The sequence below is a fragment of the Kitasatospora sp. NPDC048298 genome, assembly GCF_043201465.1.
Classification (GTDB): domain Bacteria; phylum Actinomycetota; class Actinomycetes; order Streptomycetales; family Streptomycetaceae; genus Kitasatospora.
In genome coordinates this window covers 20098-45352 of the sequence record NZ_JBICYZ010000035.1, presented here as the reverse complement: position 1 = coordinate 45352, position 25255 = coordinate 20098, and the positions used below count along the sequence as shown (strand labels likewise).

14 protein-coding genes are annotated in these 25255 nt (G+C 73.4%); 6 read left to right on the top strand and 8 right to left on the bottom strand.

Going from position 1 to position 25255, the window contains the following annotated elements; all coding sequences use genetic code 11:
* Nucleotides 1-114 precede the first annotated feature (114 nt).
* Entirely contained in the window at nucleotides 115-801 is a 687-nt protein-coding gene (locus ACGF0D_RS24810; protein ID WP_392919699.1) for a macro domain-containing protein, read from the top strand.
* Nucleotides 802-867: 66 nt separating this feature from the next.
* Here the strand turns inward: ACGF0D_RS24810 and ACGF0D_RS24805 are convergent, their stop codons facing one another.
* The gene (locus ACGF0D_RS24805) at nucleotides 868-1530 is read right to left on the bottom strand and encodes a TetR/AcrR family transcriptional regulator (protein ID WP_392919696.1); all 663 of its coding nucleotides are present in this window, start codon (nucleotides 1528-1530) and stop codon (nucleotides 868-870) included.
* Nucleotides 1531-1629: 99 nt separating this feature from the next.
* Here ACGF0D_RS24805 and ACGF0D_RS24800 point away from each other — a divergent pair, with 99 nt between their 5' ends.
* Complete coding sequence (locus ACGF0D_RS24800; RefSeq protein ID WP_392876717.1) at nucleotides 1630-2643, top strand: zinc-binding dehydrogenase; 1014 nt, start codon at nucleotides 1630-1632, stop codon at nucleotides 2641-2643.
* 92 nt (nucleotides 2644-2735) lie between these two features.
* Here the strand turns inward: ACGF0D_RS24800 and ACGF0D_RS24795 are convergent, their stop codons facing one another.
* Entirely contained in the window at nucleotides 2736-3449 is a 714-nt protein-coding gene (locus tag ACGF0D_RS24795; protein ID WP_392919693.1) for a hypothetical protein, read from the bottom strand.
* 225 nt (nucleotides 3450-3674) lie between these two features.
* Here ACGF0D_RS24795 and ACGF0D_RS24790 point away from each other — a divergent pair, with 225 nt between their 5' ends.
* Nucleotides 3675-6497, top strand: coding sequence for a penicillin acylase family protein (locus ACGF0D_RS24790; RefSeq protein WP_392919690.1), 2823 nt, complete (start codon nucleotides 3675-3677; stop codon nucleotides 6495-6497).
* A gap of 42 nt (nucleotides 6498-6539) precedes the next feature.
* Here ACGF0D_RS24790 and ACGF0D_RS24785 read toward each other — a convergent pair whose 3' ends face one another.
* Nucleotides 6540-6851, bottom strand: coding sequence for a hypothetical protein (locus ACGF0D_RS24785; protein ID WP_392919687.1), 312 nt, complete (start codon nucleotides 6849-6851; stop codon nucleotides 6540-6542).
* 175 nt (nucleotides 6852-7026) lie between these two features.
* On the opposite strand from ACGF0D_RS24785, the gene ACGF0D_RS24780 reads away from it, so the two are divergent.
* From ACGF0D_RS24780 to ACGF0D_RS24770, 3 genes are all read left to right on the top strand, one after another.
* Nucleotides 7027-7581, top strand: a complete 555-nt coding sequence (locus ACGF0D_RS24780; RefSeq protein ID WP_392919684.1) for a YceI family protein — start codon at nucleotides 7027-7029, stop codon at nucleotides 7579-7581.
* Between the two features lie 72 nt (nucleotides 7582-7653).
* Entirely contained in the window at nucleotides 7654-8916 is a 1263-nt protein-coding gene (locus ACGF0D_RS24775; protein ID WP_392919681.1) for a pyridoxal-phosphate dependent enzyme, read from the top strand.
* A gap of 142 nt (nucleotides 8917-9058) precedes the next feature.
* Nucleotides 9059-10444, top strand: a complete 1386-nt coding sequence (locus tag ACGF0D_RS24770; RefSeq protein ID WP_392919678.1) for a hypothetical protein — start codon at nucleotides 9059-9061, stop codon at nucleotides 10442-10444.
* A gap of 59 nt (nucleotides 10445-10503) precedes the next feature.
* Here the strand turns inward: ACGF0D_RS24770 and ACGF0D_RS24765 are convergent, their stop codons facing one another.
* From ACGF0D_RS24765 to ACGF0D_RS24745, 5 genes are all read right to left on the bottom strand, one after another.
* The gene (locus tag ACGF0D_RS24765) at nucleotides 10504-11559 is read right to left on the bottom strand and encodes a zinc-binding dehydrogenase (protein ID WP_392876737.1); all 1056 of its coding nucleotides are present in this window, start codon (nucleotides 11557-11559) and stop codon (nucleotides 10504-10506) included.
* On the bottom strand, nucleotides 11556-13220 hold the full coding sequence (locus tag ACGF0D_RS24760) for a phytoene desaturase family protein (RefSeq protein ID WP_392876847.1): 1665 nt from the start codon (nucleotides 13218-13220) through the stop codon (nucleotides 11556-11558). The genes ACGF0D_RS24765 and ACGF0D_RS24760 overlap by 4 nt, the downstream gene beginning before the upstream one ends.
* 29 nt (nucleotides 13221-13249) lie before the next feature.
* Entirely contained in the window at nucleotides 13250-14989 is a 1740-nt protein-coding gene (locus ACGF0D_RS24755; RefSeq protein WP_392919675.1) for a phytoene desaturase family protein, read from the bottom strand.
* Nucleotides 14976-24221: an amino acid adenylation domain-containing protein gene (locus tag ACGF0D_RS24750; RefSeq protein ID WP_392919672.1), complete on the bottom strand. Its 9246-nt coding sequence runs from the start codon at nucleotides 24219-24221 to the stop codon at nucleotides 14976-14978. Before ACGF0D_RS24750 ends, ACGF0D_RS24755 begins: the two co-directional genes overlap by 14 nt.
* A gap of 71 nt (nucleotides 24222-24292) precedes the next feature.
* Nucleotides 24293-25150, bottom strand: a complete 858-nt coding sequence (locus tag ACGF0D_RS24745; protein WP_392876745.1) for a sterol desaturase family protein — start codon at nucleotides 25148-25150, stop codon at nucleotides 24293-24295.
* Between the last annotated feature and the right edge of the window lie 105 nt (nucleotides 25151-25255).

Sequence of the window (25255 nt, the reverse complement as noted above, 5' to 3'; positions counted from 1 at the left end):
CGGCCCCCGACCGGCGCGGACGGGACCGGACGGATTGTCAGTCCCGGGCGCTAGCGTCGTCGGTGTCATCAAGGAACCGGCCCGCAGGCCACACCCGACCGACAGGAGCCCCGCATGGCCACCGACCGCACCCAGTCGCCGCTCAAGGTGGTGCTGACCGACCTCAACGCGTCGGTCGTGGAGTCCTGGCGGGCGGCCTTCGCCGACGTCCCCGGGGTCGAGATCCGGCACGCCTCCATCCTCACCGCGAAGGTCGACGCCTGGGTCAGCCCCACCAACTCCCAAGGCCGGATGGACGGCGGGACGGACGCGGCGATCAAGCGCCACCTCGGCGCGGGCATCCAGCTGCGGGTCCAGAAGGCGATCCGCGAGCGGTACGCCGGCCACCTCCCGGTCGGCAGCGCGGTCTGCGTCCCGTCCGGCGCCGTCAACCCCGGGTTCCTGATCTCGGCCCCGACGATGCAGGCCTCCTCGCAGAACGTCAGCGAGACGTTGAACGTGGCCCTGGCCTGCGCCGCCGCCTTCCAGGCCGTCCACCGGCAGAACCGGCTGCGGCCGGGCTCCATCCGCTCCGTCGCCCTGGTCGGCATGGGCGCCCAGACCGGCAAGGTGCCGCCCCGGGTCTGCGCCAATCTGATGTGGTCCGGCCACACCCTCTTCAACGACCACCACTTCGAGGACGACGACGACCTGCGCGCCACCGTCCTCGCCCAGCTGGACGACCTCGAGCAGGCGCCCGTCACCGAGCGGGTGCGCATATCGCCTCCCGCGCGCCGGAGTTCGACCGCCCGGCGGGCCTGACGTCACCCCGGCCGGCCGCGGGCCCCGGGTCCGCCGCCCGACGGCCCACGACCCGACGACACTCCGTCAGCCCGCCGTGAGCGCGAGCCGGATCCACCGCTCGGACTCCGCGACCGCCACCCCCACGTCGAAGGCCGCCGGGGCGGCCGCGGCCTGCACCACCAGCCCCTTCAGCAGCCCGACGAAGGCCAGTGCGAAGGCCCCCGGGTCCACCACGGGGCTCAGCTCCCCGTCCCGCTGCCCCTGTCCGACCACCTCGGCCGTCCACGCCCGGGTCCTGGCGTCCAGCTCGGCCACCGCGGCGGTCAGCTCCGAGGCCCCGGCGAGCGCCTCGGCCCCCAGCACCACGAAGGCCCGGCCCAGGTCGGTCGGATTGCGCACGCCCTCCAGGCAGCCGCGCGCGAATCCGCACAGCTCGTCCACCGCCCCCGCCCCGCTTCGCTCCGGCGCGGCCGCCGCCACCGCCTCGGCCAGCGCCGCCTCCTGGAGCCGGGCGAGCAGCGCGGCCTTGGAGCCGAAGTAGTGGGTGGCCAGCCCACGACTGAAGCCCGCCTCCTCCCCCACCCTGGCGAGCGTGACCCCGGTGCTGCCGTGCTCGGCGATCAGTCGGGCGGCGGCGGCGATCAGCGCGGACTCGGCCCGGGCCCGCCGTTCGGCCTGGGTGCGGCGGGCCGGCGCCTCCCGAAGCGTCCCGGTCCGGCCGCTTCCGTCCTCATCGTGCGTAGACATAACACCATGCTAGTGTGAACTTGCTTGTCGGATAACAAGTAACTTCCGGGGTGGCGGGCACTCCCCCGATCCGCCGCCCCCGCGAGAAGGGAAGTCCCGATGACCGCCACGATGCTCGCCGGCCGGCTCGACGTCGCGAAGGGCGCCTTCGCCGTGGAGGAGGTCCCCGTCCCGGTCCCGGGTCCGGGCGAGGTGCTGATCAAGGTGGAGGCCGCCGGCGTCTGCCTCTCGGACGTCCACCTGATCGAGGGCATGCTCAAGCCGCTCTACCTCAAGGGCGACAAGGTCACCCTCGGCCACGAGGTCGCGGGCACCGTGCACGCCCTCGGCGAGGGCGTGACGACCGCGGCCGTCGGCGACCGGGTGCTGCTGCAGGCCGGCGAGACCCGCGACGGCGCCGTGCACACCCGCGGCGTGGACTACGACGGCGGCTGGGCCGAGTACGCGCTCGCCACCGCCACCACCCTGGTGCCGATCCCGGACGAACTCCCCTTCGAGCAGGCCTGCTTCATCCCCGACGCGGTCTCCACCCCCTGGGCCGCCATCACCACCACCGGCGCCGTGCGCCCGGCCGAGGCGGTCGGCGTCTGGGGCGTCGGCGGGCTGGGCGCCCACGGCGTGCAGCTGCTGCGGTCCATCGGCGCCTTCCCGATCGTCGCCGTCGACCCGCTGCCGGCCGCCCGCGAACGCGCCCTGGCCTTCGGCGCCGACGCCGCCCTCGACCCGGCCGACCCCGGGTTCGCCGGACTGCTCCGCGAGGCCACCGGCGGCCGCCCGCTGACCGCCGCCTTCGACTTCGCCGGGGTCGCCCCGGTGCGCGAGCAGGCCATGGCCACCCTCGGCGAGCACGGCCGCCTGGTGCTGGTCGGCCTCACCGACAAGCCGCTGACCGTCACCAACGGCACCCGGGTCAGCTACCTGCGCCAGCAGATCCGCGGCCACTACGGCTCGGACGGCCAGGACGTCGTCGACCTGGTCAACCTGGTCCGCGGCGGCCGGCTGGAGTTCTCCCGCTCGGTGAGCGGCACCTTCCCGCTGGCCGAGGCCGCCCGCGCGGTCGAGGCGCTGGAGCGCAAGGAGGGCAACCCGATCCGCCTGGTGCTCAAGCCCTGACCCTGACGCAAGCCCTGCCCCGGCGCGCCACCGACCCGGCGCCGCACCTCCGGACTGAGCCCGGCAGGTGCGGCGCCGCCTTCTTCCCGCGGCTACCGCACCTCCGTGACCCGCAGCGCCGGGCGCACCGCCTCGGTCGCCGCCTCGACGACCGAATCGCGGTACAACGCGGCCCGGAAGACCCCGTACAGACTCGCCGTCACCGTCACGGCCGCGCCCAGGCACAGCGCCGCCCCGGCCGTCAGCAGCGCCCCGAGTCCCCGGTCCCTCACGGTGAGCCCCATGCCGAAGGCCACCAGGCACGGCACCAGCGCCACCTGGACGGGCATCGTCATCCGGCTCGACCCCCGGACGAACCTCCCGCGGTCCCGCCGGTAGGCCGCCCGCGAGTTCCGCCGCGCCTCCCGCATCCCCGCCCCGTCGAGCACGAGCGCCGGCAGCACCAGGTAGTTCGCCGACGACCACCCCATCCCCACCAGCAGCAGCGCCCCGACGACCCCCAGGGCCCCGACCGGCATCCAGCCCGCGATCGCCGGCAACCGCCGCGCCGCCCGGGTCCAGCAGGAACCGATCCCCGCCGGCCGCCCGCACAGCGCGTCGTCCGCCGCGAGGAGCGTCACGGCGCTGCCGAAAGTGGCGGCCGCGGCGATCACCACCGCCCCCGCCGCTCCCAGCGCCACGCTCCCGCCGGTCCATAGCTCCGCCCGGACCAGCCCCCACACCAGCCCGCCCACCACCGCGGTCGCGATCCCGGGCAGCAGCACCAGCTCCTTGCGCCGCCACACCACCCGCGCCAATGCCCGCACGGACCCACTCTCGCCCAACGCCCCGCCCTGCTTCCCACGTCAACGAAGCGGCCAGGCTACTGCCCGGCGGCAGCCCGATCCCGACCCGGGTCGCACGCCCCGCGGACCACCGCACCCCTCAACTTCGCCTCCCCGCACCGGAAATGGCATGCACGCCACTAGCCAACCGGCCAGTAGCGCCCCTACCGTCGACTGTTCCGTGAGACTTCGACGGAGGAGTCCGCCTTGCGTTCACGCCAACGCCAACGCCCCCACGCCCGCTCCCTCCGACTCCCGGCCGCCGCCCTCGCCTCGGCCCTGCTCGTCACCGCCGCCCTGACCACCACCCCCACCGCCACCGCCGCACCCACCTCCGCGACGACGGCCGCCGCCAACGACTACTGCGGCGGCCGCTGCTCCGACATCCTGCCGCCCGGCGAGAACGGCAACGCCACCCTCGCCGACATCCTGCTCAACCGGGCCTTCGGCACCCGCCCCGCGCACACCGACGACCAGCTCGGTCCGTACGCCGCCCTGGCCTCCGGCTACCCCGGCCTGACCGAGGCCAAGCTGCGCGACTTCTTCAACGACGCCTCCTTCGGCGTCCCCGCCGACCAGGTGGCCAGTTCCACCAGTCCGCGACCGGACGTCACCATCGTGCGCGACAAGGCCACCGGCGTCCCGCACATCACCGGCACCACCCGCTACGGCACCGAGTTCGGCGCGGGCTACGCCGCCGCCCAGGACCGGCTCTGGGTGATGGACCTCTTCCGGCACGTCGGCCGCGGCCAGCTGTCCGGCTTCGCGGGCGGCGCCGCCGCCAACCGCCAACTGGAGCAGACCTTCTGGCAGGCCGCGCCGTACACCGAGGCGGAGCTCCAGCAGCAGATCGACGCCATCGCCGCCCGCGGCGGCCGGGCCACCCAGGCGCTCACCGACGCCAACGCCTACCTCGACGGCATCAACCAGTACGCCAAGGAGTCCTACAACGCCCGCACCTTCCCGGGCGAGTACGACCTCACCGGGCACATCGACCCGATCACCAACGCCGGTTCGATCGAGCCCTTCAAGCTGACCGACCTGGTCGCCCTCGCCTCCGTGGTCGGCGCGCTGTTCGGCTCCGGCGGCGGGGGCGAACTGGCCTCCGCCCAGGTCAAGTCGGCTGCCGAGGCCCGCTACGGCAAGGACGCCGGGGACGCGGTCTGGAAGTCACTGCGCGAGGCGGACGACCCGGAGGCCGTCCAGACCCTGCACGACGGCCAGAGCTTCCCGTACGCGACCGTCCCGGACCAGCCGCAGGGCGCGGCACTGCCCGACCCCGGCTCGGTGGTGCCCGAGCGGGTGGTCTACGACGCCACCGGATCCGCGAACTCGCTCACCACCAGGGCGAACGGCGTCCTGCCCGGGAACCTGCTGACCGCCAAGCACGGCATGTCCAACGCCCTGCTGGTCTCCGGCGCCCGCACCGACGACGGCCACCCGGTGGCCGTGTTCGGCCCCCAGACCGGCTACTTCGCCCCGCAGCTGCTGATGCTGGAGGAGATCCAGGGCCCCGGGATCAGCGCCCGCGGCGCCGCCTTCGCCGGCCTGAGCTTCTACGTCCAGCTCGGCCGCGGCCAGGACTACGCCTGGAGCGCGACCTCCGCCGGGCAGGACATCACCGACACCTACGCCGTCCCGCTCTGCACCACCGACGGCTCGCCGGTCACCACCGCCGCCAACTCCTACCTCTGGCACGGCCAGTGCCTGCCCTTCGACCGGCTGGAACGCAAGAACGCCTGGAACCCGACGACCGCCGACTCCACCCCCGCCGGCTCCTACACCCTGGTGATGTACCGCTCCAGGTACGGCCTGGTGAGCGCCCGCGGCACGGTCGGCGGCGCACCCGTCGCCTTCACCTCGCTGCGCTCCACCTACCGGCACGAGGCCGACTCCATCATCGGCTTCCAGGAGCTGAACGACCCCGCCGCGGTGCGCGACGCCGCGGGCTTCCAGCAGGCGGCGCAGGACATCAACTACACCTTCAACTGGTTCTACGCCGACTCGCGGGACATCGCCTACTACAACTCCGGCAGCAACCCGGTCCGCGCCCCCGGGGTGGACCCGGGACTCCCCGTCCAGGCCCAACCGGCCTACGAGTGGGCCGACTTCGACCCCGCCGCCAACACCGCCCGGTACACCCCGGCGGCCGAGCACCCGCAGTCCGTCAACCAGGACTACTACATCTCCTGGAACAACAAGCAGGCGAACGGCTACACCTCGGCCGGCTTCGGCAACGGCTCGGTGCACCGCGGCAACCTGCTGGACGACCGGGTCAAGTCCCTGCTCGGCAACGGCGGCAAGGCGAGCCGGGTCTCGCTCACCCAGGCCATGGAGAGCGCCGCCCTGGCCGACCTGCGGGCCGAGGACGTGCTGCCCGACCTGATCCGCGTGCTGCGCGGCGCGCCCGTCACCGACCAGGCCGCCCTCACCGCCCTGCAGCAGCTGGAGGCCTGGCTCGCCAACGGCGCCCAGCGGAAGGAGACTTCACCGGGCAGCCACAGCTACGCGGACGCCACCGCGATCCGGGTGATGGACGCCTGGTGGCCGCTGGTCGCCGACGGCGTCATGCGACCGGGCCTCGGCGACCCGCTGTTCGGCGCACTGACCGGCGCCCTCCAGATCAACGAGTCCCCCTCGGGCGGCCAGACCGGCGCCGCCGGCGGCCCGGTGAGCGCCAACGAGGCCATTCCGCACAAGGGTTCGGCCTTCCAGTACGGCTGGTGGAGCTACCTGGACAAGGACCTGCGCGCCGTCCTCGGCGACCGGGTGTCCGGCCCGCTCGCCCGCCCGTTCTGCGGCGGGGGCGACCTCGCGGCCTGCCGGACCGTCCTGCTGAACACCCTGAAGCAGGCCGCCGCCCGGACCGCCGCCCAGGTCTACCCGGGCGACGCGGACTGCGCGGCCGGCGACCAGTGGTGCGCCGACACGATCATCCAGCGCCCGCTGGGCGGCGTGACGGACGCCAAGACCACCTGGCAGAACCGCCCCACCTACCAGCAGGTGGTGCAGTTCCCCAGCCACCGCTGAACCGCCGCGGCCGGTGCCCCGCTCCGGGGCATCGGCCACCGGTCACTCCGGTCCGCCCACCCGCTTCTCGATCGTCGCCGTGTCCTCCCGCAAGTACCTGGGATGGTCCCGCAACCGGTCGACCACCCGGACATAGGCCTTGCGGCTGTCGCCCGTGGTCATCCGGTCCGAGGCGGCGGCGATCAGATCGACGGCGGCCTCCATCAACCCGGCGACCGCCCCCATCAGCGCCGCCTCCTCCTTCTCCGGCACCTTCTCCCGGCTGCTGTCCCGCGCCTTCGGCAGCGCGTTCTCCCTCAGCTGCCGCCGCGCCTCCTCGACCGCGTCGACGATCGCCCGTATCCCGCTGTCCATCCAGGCCCCCTCGCCCTTCCGCCCTCCGACGTACCCCGCGAGCCTTCCCACCCCGTCCCCCGCTTAGGCCCAGCCCGGCGCGCGGGCCGCCGGAACTGCCCCTAGCGTGGTCCGGGGACCGCCCCGACCACCCCCGAGCCGAGACCCGGGCTCCGCACCAGGAGGCATGCCGACCATGACCACCCCCCTCTCCGAGCTCACCGGCGACTACGTCCTCGACCCCACCCACACCCGGATCGGCTTCGTCGCCCGGCACGCCATGGTGACCAAGGTCCGCGGCGCGTTCCACCAGTTCGAGGGCACGGCCCACCTCGACGGGAAGGAGCCGTCCCGCTCCTCCGTCCAGGTGGTGATCAAGACCGAGAGCATCGACACCGGCGTGGAGCAGCGCGACCAGCACCTGCGCACCAACGACTTCCTGGACGCGCCGACCTACCCCGACATCACCTTCCGCTCCACCGCGGTCGAGGCCCGCTCCGACAGCGACTACCGGGTCACCGGCGACCTCACCATCAAGGACACCACCCGCCCGGTCACCATCGACTTCGAGTACACCGGCAACGCCGTCGACCCGTACGGCAACCTCCGGGTGGGCCTGGAGGGCTCGGTCACCATCAGCCGCAAGGACTACGGCGTCACCTGGAACGCGGCCCTGGAGGGCGGCGGCGTCCTGGTCGGTGACAAGGTCGTCCTGGAGTTCGACATCTCGGCGATCCGCCAGGGCGCCTGAACCACCGAACCGCGCACCATCGAACCGCGGAACCGCCGGACCGCACCACGGCCGCCCGGCTAGTCTCCTGGCATGCCGACAGAAGACTCCCTCGCGACCGGCCAGCGTTCCCTCGGCGACCCCGCCCTCGACTACCCGCTCTGGCCCCCGCTCACCGCCGGCTGTCCGCGCACCGGCACCAAGGACGTCTCCTACCCCGTCGAGGTCGACTACGCCTACGAGAAGGCCGACCCCGCCGCCCTGTTCGACACCGCCCCGCCGAACAGCGCCCCGCCGAACAGCGCCCCGACGAACGGCACCCCGGCGCGCCGCGGCCTGGAGCGCTGGGCCCCGCTGCTGCCACCGCTGCTCGCCCCGGGCCTGGGCGAGGGCTCCACCCCGCTGGTGGAGCTCGAACCCGGGGTGTACGTCAAGGACGAGTCCCGCAACCCCACCTGGAGCCACAAGGACCGGCTGAACCGCTGCACCACCAGCGCTGCCGTGGGCGTCGGCGCGCCGGGCATCGCGGTCGCCTCCTCCGGCAACCACGGCGCCTCGGCGGCCGCCTACGCCGCCCGCGCCGGACTGCCCTGCGTGGTGTTCACCGGCCCGGACCTGCCGCCGAACGTCGACGCCTTCCTCAACGCGTACGGCGCGGTGGTGCTCCCGGTGCCGTGGGAGGCCCGCTGGCCGCTGCTGCGCCAGACGGTCGAGCGGCTGGGCCTGCACCCGGTCAGCAACCTGACCACCACCCACACCGGTCACGCGTACGGGCCCGAGGGCTACAAGACGGTGGCCTACGAGATCTTCCAGGATGTCGGCGTGCCGAGCGCGGTGTTCGTCCCGACCGGCTACGGCGAGCTGCTGTTCGGCGTCTGGAAGGGCTTCGCCGAGCTGCGGCGGCTGGGCCTGACCGACCGGGTGCCGCGCGTCCACTCCTGCGAGACGGCGGCCTCCGGGCCGCTGGCCCGGGCGATCGCCGAGGGCCTGCCGGCCGCCCATGTGACGGTCGGTCCGAGCGCCGCGTACTCGATCACCTCCCCGGTCAGCGGCTACCGGGGAGTGCTCGCCGTCCGGGCGAGCGGCGGCCGGGCGCTGACCCTCGACGACGCGCAACTCACCGCAGCCCAGGGGGAGTTGACCAGGGCCGGACTGTGGACCGAGCTGTCCTCGGCCGCCGGCCTGGCCGGGCTGCGCAGCCTCGGCGCACCGGACCTCTCCGAGGGCCCGGTGGTCTGCGTGTCGACCTCCAGCGGCTTCAAGGACCTGGGCGTCGGCACCCACCGCACCGAGCCGGTCGCCCCCGACTGGGACGCGGTCGGCCGCCGTCTGCGCGCGGCCGGCCTCACCGGCTGAGGCCCGGCCCTCCACCGCCGCGAGGCCTGCTGTTCGTCCGCCCGCCCACACTCGTAGGGTCGCCGTAGGGTCGGTGTTCGCCGAACGCCACCAGGCTTGCACCCTCCGTCAACTCCCCCCCACCTGCCGAAGGGTAGCCACCGTGTCGCGTTCCCTCCGCCGTCTGCTGCCGCTCGCCGTCGCCGTCGCGGCGGTGCCCGTGCTCGCCCTGCCCGCCCTCCCGGCCGGCGCGGTCACGTACGGCACCCCGACGATCACCTTCTCGGCCGGGTACCTGTCCGGCGCGGTCGGCGCCACCGGCGACCCGACCGTGACGGTGACGGTCGCCCAGTCCGGCGCCTCCGCCTCGGCACTGACCGTCGCCGCCTCCGCCACCACCCGCAGCGCCGTGGCCCGCACCGGAGACGTCACGGTGAGCGGCACCGGCGGCACCCGCACCCTGGCGGTGGCCGCCCAGGGCATCGGCTACGCCGACCTCACCATCAAGGTCACCGGCCTCGGCGGCAAGAGCGCCACCCGCACCCTGCACTACGCCGCCTCCCCCGCCGTCCAGTTCTCCGCCACCAGCCGCTACCTGACCGGCTCCAGCGACGCCTCGGCCGCCGTGGACGCGGGCGGCGGCTACCTCGTGGTCGGCGACGACGAGTCCAACACCCTGCGCCTGTACGACCGCGACAACTCCGGTGCGCCGATCCGCACCTGGGACTTCAGCTCGGCCCTCGGCGTCTCCAAGGAGATCGACATCGAGGCCGCCACCCGGGTCGGCAACACCATCTACTGGACGGGCTCGCTCGGCAACAACAAGGACGGCGTGGTCAAGCCCGACCGGCACACCGTCTTCGCCACCACCATCACCGGCTCCGGCGCCGACACCCAGCTCTCCCTGGCCGGTTCGTACCACGGCCTGCGCGACGACCTGATCACCTGGGACAACGCCCACGGCAAGCGCTACGGCTTCGCGGCCGGCGCCGCCGACGGCCAGGTGCCCAAGCAGATCGACGGGTTCAACGTCGAGGGCCTGGAGTTCGCCCCCGGCAGCACCAGCACCGCCTACGTCGGCTTCCGCGCGCCGCTCACCCCGGCCGTCACCGGCGGCCGGGCGCTGCTCGTCCCGGTCACCAACCTCCCGTCCCTGCTGAACGGTTCGGCCGCGCACGCGACCTTCGGCGACGCGATCGAGCTGGACCTCGGCGGGCTGTCCGTCCGCGACATCCGCCGCAACGACCTCGGCCAGTACCTGATCGCGGCCGGCTCCTGGGCCGCCGAGGACAACTCCGCCCCGTACGCGCTCTACCGCTGGAACGGGCAGCCGGGCTCGCAGCCGACCAAGCTGATCGACCTGCCGACCAGCGACTACGGCGCCTGGGAGGCGATCGCGGACGTGCCGGACCTGGACGCCCCGGGCGCCCGCGCCCAGCTGATCACCGACGACGGCTCCGCCGACCTCTACGGCGACGCCACCGCCGCCAAGGACCTCACCCACCCCGAGTGGAAGAAGTCCCGCAGCACCTGGTTCACCCTGAACTGACCACGTGCCAGGGCCCTTCGGCGGATCCGCCGAAGGGCCCGAACGCGCGTCCGCTCCGCTCAGAGCTCGACCAGCACCTTCCCCCGGTTGGCCGAACGGTCGAGGTAGAGGCCGCGGTAGGCCCCCGGGATGCTGTCGAACCCCTGGTGCACGGTCTGCCGGTACGTCAGCCGACCGCTGCGGACCAGCGGCCCGAGGTCCCGCCGCAGCGCGGCCCAGTTCTCCTCGGTGAACCACTCCAGCGAGAAGATGCCGCGGATCGTGGCGCGCGGGAACATGATCATCGGCAGCAGCCGGGGTCCCGACCAGTCCCCGCCGACCTGGCATCCCCACTGCCAGCAGACGGCGACCCTGCTCTCCACCGCGAGCATGCCGAAGACCACGTCGGTCAGCGTCCCGCCGAGGCTGTCGAAGTAGCGGTCGATGCCGTCCGGCGCGAGCGCCGCCAGCTCCTTCTCCACCTGCTCCGGCGCGTCACCGTCGTGGTACAGCAGCACCCCGTCGAAGCCCAGCTGCCACAGCCACTCGACCTTCTCCGGCGTCGCCGTGGTACCGATCACCCGCGCGCCCCGGTGCTTGGCCAACTGCCCGACCAGCGAACCGACCGCCCCGGACGCCCCGCTGACCAGCACCGTGGACCCGGGCCGCACATCGAGGAACTTCTCGACCGTCCCCCAGGCCGTCATCCCCGGCCCGCCCAGCACGCCGAGCGCGGTGGACAGCGGCAGGGCCTCGTCGTAGTCGGCCGGGTCCAGCCGGCGGAAGGCCGGGAAGACCATCGGGAAGGTCCCGGTCTGCCAGAGCCGGGGCTCCCCGTCGCTGATCAGGTGGCTGCGCCAGCCGCCGAAGCCCTGCACCAGGTCGCCGACCGCGAAGCGCGCGGCCGGCCCGGCCTCCAGCACCTCCATGATCGAGTCCGCGCCCATGTGGTCGCCGATCGGCGTGTCCAGCGCGATGCCCTGGAGGTACGGGTCGACCGACACGTACCGGGTGCGCAGCAGCATCTCGTCCGCGGCGAGCCGGACGTCCACCTCCTCCACGACCTTCCGGTACACCCGCTCGACGTCCGGCACGCCGTCCTCGTGCTCCTGGACGACCCACTTCTCGAATCTCACGAGGTGACTCCAAACTGCCGGTCGGCGGGGCCGACCGGTTCGATGAGCAGGGTGGGCAGCGGGGCGCTGTCGTCCACCTCGGCGGTGAAGGGCCTGCCGTCGTCGCGGCAGATGAACTGGACGACGTGCCGGCCGGCCGCCGCCGCCCGGATCAGCCCGCCGGTGGTCGCCCAGACCCCGGAGAGGTAGAAGTTCGCCAGGCCGGGCAGCCCCGGTCCGTTGCGCTTGATCTCCTCCTCCAGGGTCTCGCCGCTCTCCACGAAGGGCTGCCAACCCAGCACCGTGCCGTTGTAGTTGCCGGTGTAGCGGACCTGGGTGAGCGGGGTGGAGACGTCCTTGACGGCCACCGCCTGCCGGAGCCCGGGGTGGTGGCCGTCCAGGAACTCGACGATGGCGTCGCGCACCCGGCGCTTCTCCCGCTGGTACTCCCGCCCCCGGCCGACCGGCAGGGTGTGCAACTCCTCGCCGCGCCGCACCCTGGGCTCCTGCTCCGGCCCGGTGCTCAGCTCCCGCCAGGGCTCGATGTCGCAGAAGTAGCTGGCGTACACCACGGTGGTGTCGGCCGGCGACAGCTCCGGGTAGTGGCGGCTGCGGAACTGGACGTTGATGCTCGGGTGCCGGATGCCGGTGAGCCGCTCGGCGACCTCGTCCTCCAACAGGTAGGTGGTGCACGGGTCCCCCGCCGGGAAGGGTCTGCGCAGGCCGAGGAAGACGGTCACGTAGCCGGGGAAGACCATGCCCGGTTCGGTGATGGTCTGGGTGTACAGCCGGCGGTAGGTGTCGCTCAGGTAGCGGCCCTTGAGCAGGTCCATCATGGTGGTCCGGCCGTCGCAGGCGGCCACCACGATGTCCGCCCGCACCTCCCGGCCGTCGCTCAGCCGCACCCCCACCGCGCGGTCGTCCTCGACCAGGACCTCCGCCACCTTGGTGTTGTACGTGATCTCGCCGCCCAGCCGCCGGTAGCGCTGCTCGATCGAGTTGGCCAGCCCCAGCGAGCCGCCCTCCGGCACCCCGGCCGACTGCCCGGCGTGGCAGGCGAGTTGGAAGTAGTTGGGCAGCACCGGGAAGTTGGGGTGCTTCTCGTACAGGATGAAGTTGAACGCCTCCCGCAGCAGCGGGCTCCTGAACCGCGCCGAGTAGTCGCTCATCAGCACCGTGATCGAGCGCCGGATCACGTTGAAGTACGGCAGGAAGGAGGCCAGCATCCGCATCCGCTCCCACCGGCCCATCAGCCCGACCGGCTTGAGGAAGGGGTAACGGGCCAGGGCCAGGCGGAACTTGCGCAGTCCGGCGCAGAACTGCCGGATCTGCCGGGCGTCCTCGGGGGCGAGGTCCAGCAGGTGGGCCTCCAGCCGGTCCGGGTCGGAGTAGAAGTAGACCGCCCGGCCGTCCCGGGTGCGCACCACGTTGAAGACGTCGAAGTTGCGCATCCGCTTGCCCTGCAGTGCGCCGAGTTCGAGCCAGATCTGGTGCATCTCGTTGCCCGGGCCGCTGCCCAGCAGCCAGCTGACGCAGCAGTCGAAGGTGAACTCGCCGCGGTCCCAGCCGGTGCAGCAGCCGCCGGGGATCTCGTGCATCTCCAGGATCCGGGTGCGGTAGCCGTTCATCTGCGCGTAGCAGCCGGTGGACAGGCCGCCGAGTCCTCCGCCGATGATGACCACGCTCCGCCGGCCGTCGGTCGTCGTCCCGCTCACTCCGCAACTCCCACTTCCGCCACTTCGGCCCCCGCCGCTCCCGCGTCCGCCGCTCCCCGGCCCGGCAGTCCCACGGTGGCCCGGCCGAGTTGCGGCAGGCGGCCCCACTTGCCCGGGTGCCAGGGTTCCCGGTTGTCGCTCGGCCAGGCCCGGAACGGCCGGCCGAGCTCCTCGCACAGGTACTGCGCGGCGAACCGCCCGCTGGTGGCCGCCCGGATCAGCCCCCCGAGCGAGGTCCACTGGCCCGCCATGGAGAAGCCGCTCAGCCCGGGCAGCCGCATCCGGTCCCGGTTGACCAGCCGGTTGGCGGCGTCCTCGGCCTCGGAGAACGCCTGCCAGGCGAGGATGCTGCCGTAGGTGTTCCCGGTGAACCGCTCGGTGGTCACCGGCGATGCCACGTCCACGAGTTCGATCCGCCGGCCGAGCTCGGGGTACGTCCGCTCCAGGAACTCCCGGACGAACGCGGCGACTTCCTGCTTGCGCGCCCGATAGGCCCGGCGGTCGCCGGTCCGCAGGTCCTTCCAGGAGCGGTAGTCGCTGAAGTAGGTGCAGTGCAGCACCGACTTGCCCGGCGGCGCGAAGCCGTCCGCGTAGGAGGAGCGCAGTTGCACCACCAGGCTGCGCTGGAGCGAGCCGGGCAGCCGCTCGCCGTCCTCGGGCGTCAGCAGGTAGGTGGTGCTGTGCGGCTCGCCCTCGGGCAGCGGGCCGTCGATGCCGACGAAGGCGGAGACCACGGACGGGTACAGGTTGCCCGGCTTGTCCAGCAGTTCGCCGTACAGCTTCTCGGTGGCGGGGCTGGAGTAGCGGCCCTCCAGCAGCCGGTCGAGCACCGTCGGGCCGTCGCAGGCGGCCACCACGTGGTCGGCGAAGTGCCGTGATCCGTCCTTGAGTTCCACCCCGATCGCGCGCCCGTCCTCGACCAGGACGCGCTCCACCCGGCGGCGGTAGCCGATCACCCCGCCGAGCGAGGTGTAGCGCTCCTCCACCGATCGGGCCAGGCCGAGCGAACCGCCCTGCGGGAAGCCGGCGTTGCCGTTGTGGGCGGCCGCCAGGGTGTAGAGGTACGGCAGCAGCGGGAAGCCGGCGGGCTCCTGGAGGAACATGTTGGGGAAGGCCCGCCGCAGCAGCGGGTCCTGGAAGCGCTCCGCGAAGCCGCTCATCGGGGTGGTCGCGGTGCGCCAGAACAGGCGGAAGGCGGGCAGCACGGTGCGCAGGGTGCGCAGCCGTTCCGCCGTGGTGCGCAGCTGCGGCGGGGTGAGGTCCCAGGGCAGCTCGATCGCGGCGTAGCGGCGCAGGTCCCGGCAGAACTCCCGGATCGGCTTGGCGTCGCCGGGCGCGAGGTCCAGCAGGTGGGCCTCCAGCCGGTCCGGATCGCCGTAGAAGGTGACGGCCCGGCCGTGTTCGTCGACGACGCGGTTGAAGGTGTCGAAGAGGGTCACCGACTTGCCGTCCAGGGCGCCGAGTTCGCTCCAGACCTGGTAGGCTCCGGTGCCCTCGGCGGTGCCGATCAGCCAGTCGATGCAGTAGTCGAACAGGTAGCCGTGCCGGGACCACGCGGTGCAGCAGCCGCCGGGCAGCACGTGTTTCTCGAAGATCCGGGTCTCCAGGCCGCTCATCTGCGCGTAGCAGCCGGTGGCGAGGCCGGCCAGGCCGGCCCCGATCACGATGACCCTGGGCGGGCCGCCGTCGGCCCGCTCCCGGTCGGACCAGTCCGGTCCGCGGTCAGCCGAGGCCATCGGTGCTGCCTCCGGCCAGGATGGCGCCCGCCAGTTCGGCGTTGCGGGCGGCGAACTCCCCGTCGAGCATCTCGGCGTGGACGCCGTGCCCGACGTACACCGCGGTGCCCGTGGTGGAGGCGCCGTGCCAGGAGCCCGGTTCGCCGCCCAGGTGCACGGAGAGCCGTTCCTGCTCGCAGACCACGTCCAACTGGGCCTTCACCGTCCCGGCGTTGGGGGTTCGGCTGCTGAACTCCAGGTAGTCCCTGGCCTGTTCGAGGGTCTCCTGGGCGACGATCCGGGAGCCGGTGTGCCGGTGCAGGTGCTCGTGGAGTTCGCGTTCGAAGACGGCCAAGTGCTCCTCGCCGAGGTCGAAGGCCTCGGTGACCCGGTAGGCGTCCAGCAGCAGCACCGAGGCCACGGTGCGTCCACGCCGCTCCAGCTCCTTGGCGACCTCGAAGGCGAGGTTGCCGCCGAGCGAGTAGCCGAGCAGGACGTACGGCCCGTCGGCGTGCAGTTGCTCGACCAGGTCCGCGTAGCGGGCGGTCTTGTCGTCGCCGGTCAGGTAGTTGAAGGAGGCGATCCGGTGCTCCGGCAGGTGCGCGGCGAGCTGCCGGTAGACCAGCCCGTGGCCGCCGGCCGGCGGGAAGCAGAAGACCGTACGGTCCTCGGGCGCCCCGGCGTTGAACCAGAGGTAGGCCTCGCCGCCGGCCAGCTCGCCGGTGATGATCTGCTCCACGGTGCGGGCCATTCCGTGCAGGGTGGTGACCTTGAACAGCTGGCCCACCGGGATGCTGATGTTGAACTCGCTCTGGAGGTGGTGGATCAGCTCGATGAGCCGGATCGAGCTGCCGCCGAGTTCGAAGAAGTCGTGCTGGAGGCCGACCTCGTCCAGTCCGAGCAGGTTCTGCCAGTGCTCGGCGACCCTCGTCTCGTAGAGCGTGACGGGCGGTTCGTGCTGGGCGCCCGCGGTGTCGGCCTTCGGCTCGGGCAGGGCCGCGAGGTCCACCTTGCCGTTCGGGGTGAGCGGCAGGGCGGGCAGCTCGGTGAGGTAGGAGGGGATCATCACGGTGGGCAGGTGCTCGGCCAGGTGGCGGCGCAGTTCGCGGCGGTCCAGCACGGTGCCCTCGGCGGGCACCACGTAGGCGGCGAGAACGGCCTCGCCCCTGGCGTCCTGGCGGACCGCCACGCAGGCCTGGGCGAGCTCCGGGCGGGCGGTGAGGTGGGCCTCGATCTCGCCCAGCTCGATCCGGTGGCCGCGGACCTTGACCTGGTTGTCGATCCGGCCGAGCAGGTGCACGGTGCCGGCGGTGTCCCAGTGGCCGAGGTCACCGGTGCGGTAGAGCCGTACGGGCGTTCCGTCGAAGTCCAGGGTGCGGAAGCGCCGGGCGGTCTGCTCCGGGTCGTTGGGGTAGCCGACCGCGACGCCCGCGCCGCCGATCCACAGCTCGCCGGGCACGCCCACCGGGACGGGCTCGCCGTACGGGTCCAGGACGTACACCGCGCTGTTCGGGAACGGCCGGCCGATCGGCACCATCCGGCCGGGCTCCAGCCCGTCGGTCGCGCCCTCGTAGTAGGTGCTGTCGACGCTGGCCTCGGTCAGCCCGTAGGAGTTGACCAGCCGGGTGTGCGGACCGCAGAGGGCGCGCACCCGCTGGTGCTCGGCGGCCTTCCAGGAGTCGGAGCCGACGATCAGCAGCCGCAGGAAGTCCAGCGTCAGGCCCTCGCGCTCGCAGTGGGCCAGCAGCGCGCGGGCCACGGCGGGCACGAACTCGCCGCCGTCCACGGCCTCCTCGCGCATAACCCGGTAGAGCCGGGCGGTGTCGAAGAGCAGCTCGCGGTCGACCAGGACGAGGGTGCCGCCGGTGCTGAGCGCCCGGGCGAAGTCGCCGGAGAAGACGTCGAAGGCGGTGCCGGCCATCTGGAGGTGCACCCGCACGTCGGTGTCGAGCCGGTACTCGGCACGCCAGCCGGCGGTGACGGCGGCCAGGTTGCGGTGGTCGACCCGGACCCCCTTCGGGCGGCCGGTGGAGCCCGAGGTGTGGATCAGGTAGGCGGCCCGGTCCGGGTCGGCGGCGGGCAGCGGCACGGCGCCCCCCAGCACGGGCCGGTCCAGGGCCTCCAGGGTGACCGGTTCGGCGGGCAGTTCGGCCGCGAGCGGGCGCCGCTGGTCGACCACCACCAGCGCCGCTCCGGCGTCCGCCACCTGGTGGGCGAGCCGGTCGCCCGGGTGCCCGGGGTCGAGCGGGAGGTAGGCGGCGCCGGCCCGCCAGATCCCCAGCAGGGTGGTGATCAGCTCGGGTGACTTGTCCAGGCAGACCGCGACCACCGAGCCCTCGCCGACGCCGAGTTCGCGCAGCCGTACGGCGGTGCGCTGGGCCTGCCGTTCCAGTTCGGCGTAGGTCAGCCTGCGGACGCCGTCCCGGCCGGGCGCGACCACCGCGACGGCCCCCGGCCGCTCGGCGGCGGCCTTGGCGATCAGCTCCGGAACCGGGGTGCCGTGCTCGATCCGGCGCTCGGCGCCGCTGAAGGCGGTGAGGATCCGCCGCCGTTCCGCCTGCCCCAGCATCCGCAGCCGACCGACCGGCTCGCTCTCGGCGGCGCGGGTCATGGCGTCCAGCAGGTTGCGGTAGTGCTCGGCCAGCCGCTGGACGGTGGCGGGGTCGAAGAGGTCGGAGTTGTACTTGAAGACGCAGTGGAAGCAGCCGTCCGCACGGTCCTCGTAGGCGGACAGTGTGAGATCGAACTGGCCCTCTTCCTCGGGGAGTTCGATGTAGTTCAGGCGGTAGCCGAAGCGCTCCACGGCGACCTTGTGGGTGAGCAGGATGAACATCGCCTGGAACACCGCGGAACGGCTCGGGTCGTGCTGGAGGCCCAGCTGCTCGACCAGCAGCGGGAAGGGGTACTCCTGGTTGTCCAGCCCGCCGAGCACACTCTCCCGCACCCGGGCCAGCAGCTCGGCCACGGTCGGCTCCCCGGCCAGGCTCACGTGCAGCGGCAGCGGGTTGACGAAGTAGCCGTAGACGGAGGCGAACTCCTCCTGGGTGCGGCCGGTGACCGGGCTGCCGACCACGATGTCCTGCTGCCCGGACCACCGGTTCAGCAGCAGGTAGTAGGCGCCGAGCAGCACCATGAACGGGGTGGCGCCGTTGGCGCGGGCCAACTCGTGGACCCGGGCGGTGAGTTCGGCGTCCAGTCGGAAGAACTCGGAGGCGCCGTTGTGGGTCTGGACGGGCGGGCGCGGCCGGTCGGTGGGCAGTGCCAGCACCGGCATCTCGGCCGGCAGGTGGCCGCGCCAGTAGTCGAGCATCCGCCGGGCCTCGGGGCCGGCCAGGAAGCGGTTCTGGCGGTTGAGGAAGTCCAGGTAGCGGGCGGGCACCGGGGGCAGGTCCGGGGTGCGGCCCTGCCGCAGCGCCTCGTAGACCTCGAACAGCTCCTCGATGAAGGTGAAGGTGGAGATCGCGTCCGAGACGATGTGGTGGACGGCCTTCATCAGCACCCAGCGGTCCGGGCCGCGCCGGAACAGCCGCAGCCGCACCAGCGGGTCCTCGGCGAGGTCGTACGGCCGCCGGTACTCGCGGACGATCAGGTCGTGGATCTCCTCCCACGGCCGGCCCTCGACGTCGAACAGCCCGGTGTCGGCCCCGACCTCCGCCCGGATGCGCTGGACCGGCCGGCCCTGCTCCGCGGTGAAGGCCGCGCGCAGCTCGGGGTGCCGGGCCACGAGGTGGCGGAAGGCCTCGAACATCAGCTCCGGGTCGAGTTCGGCGCGGACCTCGACGGCGCCGCCGATGTTGTACGCGAAGCCGTCCGGGTGCAGCAGCCGCAGGAACCAGAGCGCCTGCTGGTTGTGGGTGAGCGGGAAGCGGGACTCGTCGGTGTACAGCTCCACCTCGGCCTCGGCCGGGCCGCCGTCGGCGGCGAGCCGCTCGGCCAGCCCTTCGGTGAGCAGGTCCACCAGGTCGCCGACGGTTCCGTTGCTGAGCAGGGCCACCACCGGCAGGGCGACGCCCAGTTCGCCGTGCACCCGGGCGCGCAGCTCCATCGCGAGCAGCGAGTCCAGGCCGTGCGCGCCGGGCCTGGTCTCCTCGTCGATCCGCTCGGCGCCGATCCGCAGCACGGCCGCCGCGGCGGCGGTGAACCGTTCGGTGGCCAGTTCCCGGCGGGCCTGGGGGCCGGCCGCGCGGTAGGCGTCGAGGAAGCCGCCGGTCTCGGCCGGGGCCTGCTCGGCGGCGCTCGCCGCCAGGTCGGCGACCAGTGGCGGCGGCGCCGGGTACCAGGCGAGGAAGGTCGGCCAGTCGACCACGGTGGCGACCAGCAGCTGGGCGCGGTCCTGGCCGAGGACGCGCTCCAGGACGGCCGTTCCGGCGTCCGGCGGCAGGGAGCTCATGCCGCGGGCGTCGCGGTAGTGGGCGACCAGGCCCAGCTCCTCGATCATGCCGGTGGCCCACGGACCCCAGTCCAGGCTGAGCCCTGGCAGCCCCTCGGCCCTGCGGTGGTGGGCCAGGGCGTCCAGGAAGGCGTTGCCGGCCGCGTAGTTGGTCTGCCCCGCGGTGGTGAGCAGCGAGGCGACGGAGGCGAACAGCACGAAGTGGTCGAGCGGTTCGTCGCGCAGCAGCCGGTGCAGCAGGTGGCCGCCGATCACCTTGGGGGCGTAGCCGGCGTCGAAGGCCGGCCGGTCCATCTGGGCGAGCAGGGTGTCCTTGACCTGCCCGGCGAGGTGGAACACGCCTCGGATGGGCGGGAGTTGGCGCTGCCGGTAGTCGGCGAGCCAGTCCGCGAGGGCGGTCTCGTCGGTGACGTCGACCTGGGCGAGCAGGGGTTCGGCGCCGAGCGCCTGGAGTTCGCGCAGGAAGGCGATCCGCTCGCCGGCGGGGGTGTCCGGGTCGGTGTAGGCCCACGCGGAGCGCTCGGGCAGGGCGGTGCGGCCGACCAGGATCAGCCGCCGGGCGCCGCGCCGCACGAGGGTGCGGCAGAGCAGCCGGCCGAGGGCACCGAAGGCGCCGGTGACCAGGTAGCTGCCGTCGGGGCGCAGGACGGGCGGCAGCGGGCGGGTGAGGCCCTCGGCCTGCCGCAGCCTGCTGGTGAGCCGGGCGCCGGCCCGCAGGGCGATCTCCTGCTCGTCCCGGGCGGCGAGTTCGGTGAGCAGCACCTCGGCCTGGTCGGCGGCGTCGACGGCCGGGTCGAGGTCGATCAGGGTGCCGCGCTGGGCGACCAGCTCCTGCTGCCACAGCACCCGGCCGATGCCCCAGGCGGGGGCGCCGAGCGGCTCGACCCGGTCGCCGGGGGCGGCGGGCTGGGTGCCCCGGGTGACGATGTGCAGCCGGCCCTCGGGGCGGGCGGCGGGCAGGGCCTGGGCGAGGGTGATCAGGGAGTAGGCGCCGAGGGTGGCGAGCGGGCCGAGCCGGTCGGCGCCGGCGGTGGCCAGGGCGGGCTGGTCGAGGTTCCAGAGGTGGACGACGGTGCCGAAGCCTGGGTCGAGGTCGGCGAACAGCCGCCGGACGTCCTCGGCGGAGTCGGGCCGGACGGTCGAGTGCCCCTCGCCGTGCCGGTACTCGTCGCCGGGCCGGACCAGGTGGCAGCGGGCGCCGCGAGCGGCGGCCAGTGCGGCGAGCCGCTCGCCGAGGCCGCCCTCGTCGGCGAAGAGCAGCAGGTCTCCGGGGGCCTCGTCGGCGGCCGGGCGGGCGGCTTCGACCCAGCCGACCTCGGTGAGCCAGCCGTCGATCGTGGCGAGCCCGACGGAGGCCGGGGCCTGGGCGACGTCGGCCACCCGGAAGCCGGTGACCCTGCCGACCGGGGTGCCGTCCTCGGTGTACAACGCGAGGTCGCCGACGAGCTCCTCGCCGCTGTCCCGGGTGACGGTGGCGTGCACCCAGAGCGGGCGGTCGCCGATCTCGTCGAGCCGGACCTCCTCGATCGAGACCGGGAGCCGGACGCTGCCGTCCTCGGGCGTCTCCAGCCGGGTGGCCAGCAGGGTCTGGAAGCAGCCGTCCAGCAGCACCGGGTGCAGGTGGTGGTCGGCCGCGTCCGCACCGAGCTGCGCCGGAGGCCTGACCCGGGCCAGCGCCTCGCCGGGGCCCGTCCACACCTCGGCGATGGCCTGGAACGCGGGCCCGTAGTCGTAGCCGCGCCCGGCCAGCCGCCGGTAGCAGTCCGGGCCGTCGAGGTGCCGACCCCGGGTGCGCAGGGCGTCCACGTCCAGCGCGGGCCCGTAGGAGCGGCGCTGGCCGGTGCGCACCCGGCCGCTCGCGTGCACGCTCGGCTCGCCGCCGGCCGGGGTGGAGGCGACGGTGAAGCGGGCGTCCTCCGGTGCGTAGCCGAGCTGGACGGGGACGGGCTCGCTCTCGGAGAGGAACAGGGCCCGGTTCAGCTCGACCTCGGCCAGCGTCACCTCGGTGCCGCCGGTCAGGGTGCGGACGGCCTGGGCGGCCATCTCCAGGTATCCGGCGGCCGGGAAGACCACCTGGCCCTCGATCCGGTGGTCGGTCAGGTAGGGCAACCGCTCGGGGTCGAGCGCGCTGGTCCAGCCGGGCTGGGCGCTCGCGGTGCGGCGGCCGAGCAGCGGGTGGTCGAGCTGCCCGAGCCGGACCTGCTCGACCGGCTTGGGCTCCACCCAGTAGCGGTCGCGCCGCCACGGGTAGGCCGGCAGCGGCACCGGGCGGCCGGCCGGGTGCAGCGCGTCCCAGCTCAACTCGACGCCGAGGGTGTGCAGTTCGGCGAGGCTGCGGGCGAGGCGCTCGGGCTCGTCCTGCTGCCGGCGGATCGACGGCACGGTGTGCGCCTGCTCCGCGCACTCGCGGATCGCGTGGCCGAGCACCGGGTGCGGGCCGAGCTCCAGGAACAGCCGGTGCCCGTCCTCGGCCATCCGCTCGACGGCGGCCCGGAAGCGGACCGGGTTGCGGACGTTCTGCCACCAGTACTCGCCGTCCAGCTCCGGCCCGCGGGCGAGGCCCTCGCGGGCGGTCAGGTAGAGCGGCAGCCGCGCCTCCTGCGGCTTGATGGCGGCGAGCGCGGCCACCAGCTCGTCCCGGATCGGGTCCATCCGCACGCTGTGGTACGGGACTTCGACGTCCAGCAGGCGGGCGAAGACGCCCTGCTGCCGCAGTTCCTCGGCCAGTGCGCCCAGCGCCTCGGCGTCCCCGGCCAGGGTCACCGCGGAGGGGCTGTTGACCGCGCCGAGCGAGACCTCGGAGCGGTACGGGCGGATCCGGCGCTCCGCCTCGGCCTCCGGCAGGCCGACCGCGAGCATGGTGCCGGTGCCGGCCAGGCGCTGCTGGAGCCGGCTGCGGGCGAGCACCACCCGCACGGCGTCGGCCAGGTCGTACACCCCGGCCTCGTGGAACGCGGCGACCTCGCCGGTGCTGTGCCCGACCACCGCGTCGGGGCGCAGGCCGTGGCTCCGCCAGAGCGCCGAAAGTCCCACCTGGACGGCGAAGTTGGCGGGCTGGGCCAGCCAGGTCTCGGCCATCCGGGAGTCCGCCTCGTCACGGCCCAGCTCGGTCAGCAGCGACCAGTCGGCCTGCGCGCGGATCTCCCGGTCGACGGCCTGCACGGCCTCCCGGTAGACCGGCTCGTGCTCGTACAGCCCCCGGCCCATCCCCCACCACTGCGGGCCCATGCCGGTGAACACCCAGGCCAGTCGGCGCTGCCCGCGCTCCCGGGCGCGGCCCTGGACCACCCGGGGGTGCTCCTCGCCGCGCCCGTACGCGGCCAGTGCCTCGTCCAGGTCCTCCCGGGTGGAGTAGACCACCCCGAGCCGCTCGGGGAGGTGCTGGCGGCGGTGCGCCAGGGTGTGGCCGAGGTCGGCCAGGGGCGCCCCGTCGGCGAGCTCCTGCCGTACGGCGGCGGCCAGTTCGGGCAGTCCGGCGGTGTCCTTGGTGCTCAGCGGCAGGACCGTGCGGGCCGGATCGGCCGTCGGCGCGGCGGGGGCGGGCCGCGGCGGCTCCTCCAGCAGGACGTGGGCGTTGGTGCCGCCGAAGCCGAAGGAGTTGACGCCGGCGCGGGCCGGGCCGCGGTGCTCGGGCCAGTCCGTCGGGGCGGTCGGGATCTCGAACGGCAGCGCGTCCAGGTCGATGCCGGGGTTGGGCCGCTCCAGGTTGAGGTGCGGCGGGATGCGGCGGTGCTTGATCGCGAGCGCGGTCTTGATCAGCCCGGCGACGCCGGCCGCCGCCTCGGTGTGCCCGATGTTGGTCTTGACCGAGCCGACGTAGCAGCGGTCCCCGGCGCGCCGGCCGATGCCGAGCACCCGGCCGAGGGCAGCGGCCTCGATCGGGTCGCCGACCGGGGTGGAGGTGCCGTGGGCCTCGACGTACTGGAGGCTGCCGGGTTCCACCCCGGCCTCGGCGCAGACCCGCTCGATCAGGGTGACCTGGGCGTCGGCGCTGGGGACGGTGATGCCGTTGGTGCGGCCGTCCTGGTTGACGCCGGTGCCGAGGATGACGGCGTGCACAGGGTCCCCGTCGCGCAGCGCGTCGGAGAGCCGCTTGAGCACGACCACGCCGACGCCCTCGGCCCGGACGTAGCCGTCGGCGGAGGCGTCGAAGGCGCGCGAGCGGCCGTCCGCGGAGAGGAAGCCGCCCTTGGTCTCGGCGATCGTGTACTGCGGCGCCATATGCAGCAACGCCCCGCCGGCCAGGGCGAGTTCGGTCTCGCCGCGGAGCAGGCTCTGGCAGGCGAGGTGGACCGCGACCAGCGAGGAGCTGCAGGCGGTGTCGATCGAGACGCTGGGCCCGCGGAAGTCGAAGCAGTGCGAGATCCGGTTGGACACCATCGTCATCATGGTGCCGGTGGCGGTGTGCGCCGCGATGGTGGCGAAGTCGAGGTCGGCGAACTGGAGGATCTTCCAGTCGAGGGTGAAGGCGCCCATGTAGACGCCGACTTCCCGGCCGGCCAGCTCGCCGGGGCGCAGCCCGCCGTCCTCCAGGGCCTCCCAGCTGACCTCCAGGAGCTTGCGCTGCTGCGGGTCCATGTGTTCGGCCTCGCGCGGGCTGATCCCGAAGAAGTCGGGGTCGAAGGTGTCGAAGCCGTCGATGTAGCCGCCCCGGCCGCCGATCAGCCGTCCCGGCTTGGCCCGGTCCCGACTGCCCAGTGTTCCGGTGTCGTAGCGGTCGGCGGGCGTCTCGGCGAGACAGTCCCGGCCCTCGATCAGGTTGCGCCAGTAGGAGCGGTGGTCGTTGGCGTGTCCCGGCAGGCGGCAGCCGATACCGGTGATCGCGATGCGTTCGCGGGGCGCGGCGAAGGGCGAGGAGGTCATGATCCAATCCGGGGGTGACGGCGTGGCGCCGGGGACACGGGCAAGTGGGAGCGGCCTCTCGGGGGCCGGGTTCAGACGGACTGCTCGGTGGTCTTCGCCCGGCGCCAGGGGTGCAGCATGGTGGCGCCGAGTTCACCGGTGGTGGGGAAGGCGGCCGGGTCGGTGAGGCCGACGGCCTTCGGCACTCTGCCGGGCCGCCAGGTGAAGCTCCCGAACACGTGGTCCCAGAGCGAGAGGTCGGAGGCGTAGTGGCCGGCTTCGGCGAGGTCGGTGCTGTGGTGCAGGCGGTGGAGTTCCGGCCCGGCCAGGACGTGGCCGAGCGGGCCGATGCGGACTTCGATGTTGGCGTGGACGAAATACCCCTGAGCCAGGACGAATATTCCGACCACGAACACTGAATCCGGCGAGAATCCGATCAGCGCCAGCGAAAGTTGGACCACGGACTGCGCGACGAACACGTCCAGGAAATGATTCACGCCGTTGTTAGCGACGTTCACCTTGTCCGGGACGTGGTGCACCCCGTGCAGCCGCCAGAGCCACCGGTTGCGGTGGGACCAGCGGTGCACGAGGTAGTCGCCGAGCGAGCCGACCAGCAGCGCGAGTGGGATCTCCATCGCGAACGGCAGCGCCGGATGGGCCGGGCCGAGCATCTCCACCAGCGTCGCCACCAGCCCCTGGGCCAGCGCCCCGCCGACCATGCTCAGCACGAAGTAGACGCTGTACCAGCCGAGTTCACGTCGACTCGGGTGCCAGTCGGTCCGGTACGGGATCACCCGCTCCAGGACCGCCAGATATCCGAGGACGGCGACCAGGAAGAGCGGGGAGACCCGGTCCGGCGCCCAGTGGAAGTGCAGGGTTGCGACGGCCGTGCACAGCACACCCAGGAGCAGTAGCGGATGGGCGAGCCGGCGGGCAATGGCTGACACCACGCGCCCCCCGTTCTTCGCGGACTAACGACTGGAAACGTCAGAGACTCTAGCGGCAGACACGCGCCGTGACAGTCATTCGACGTGTTAACTCCATGAATGACCCGA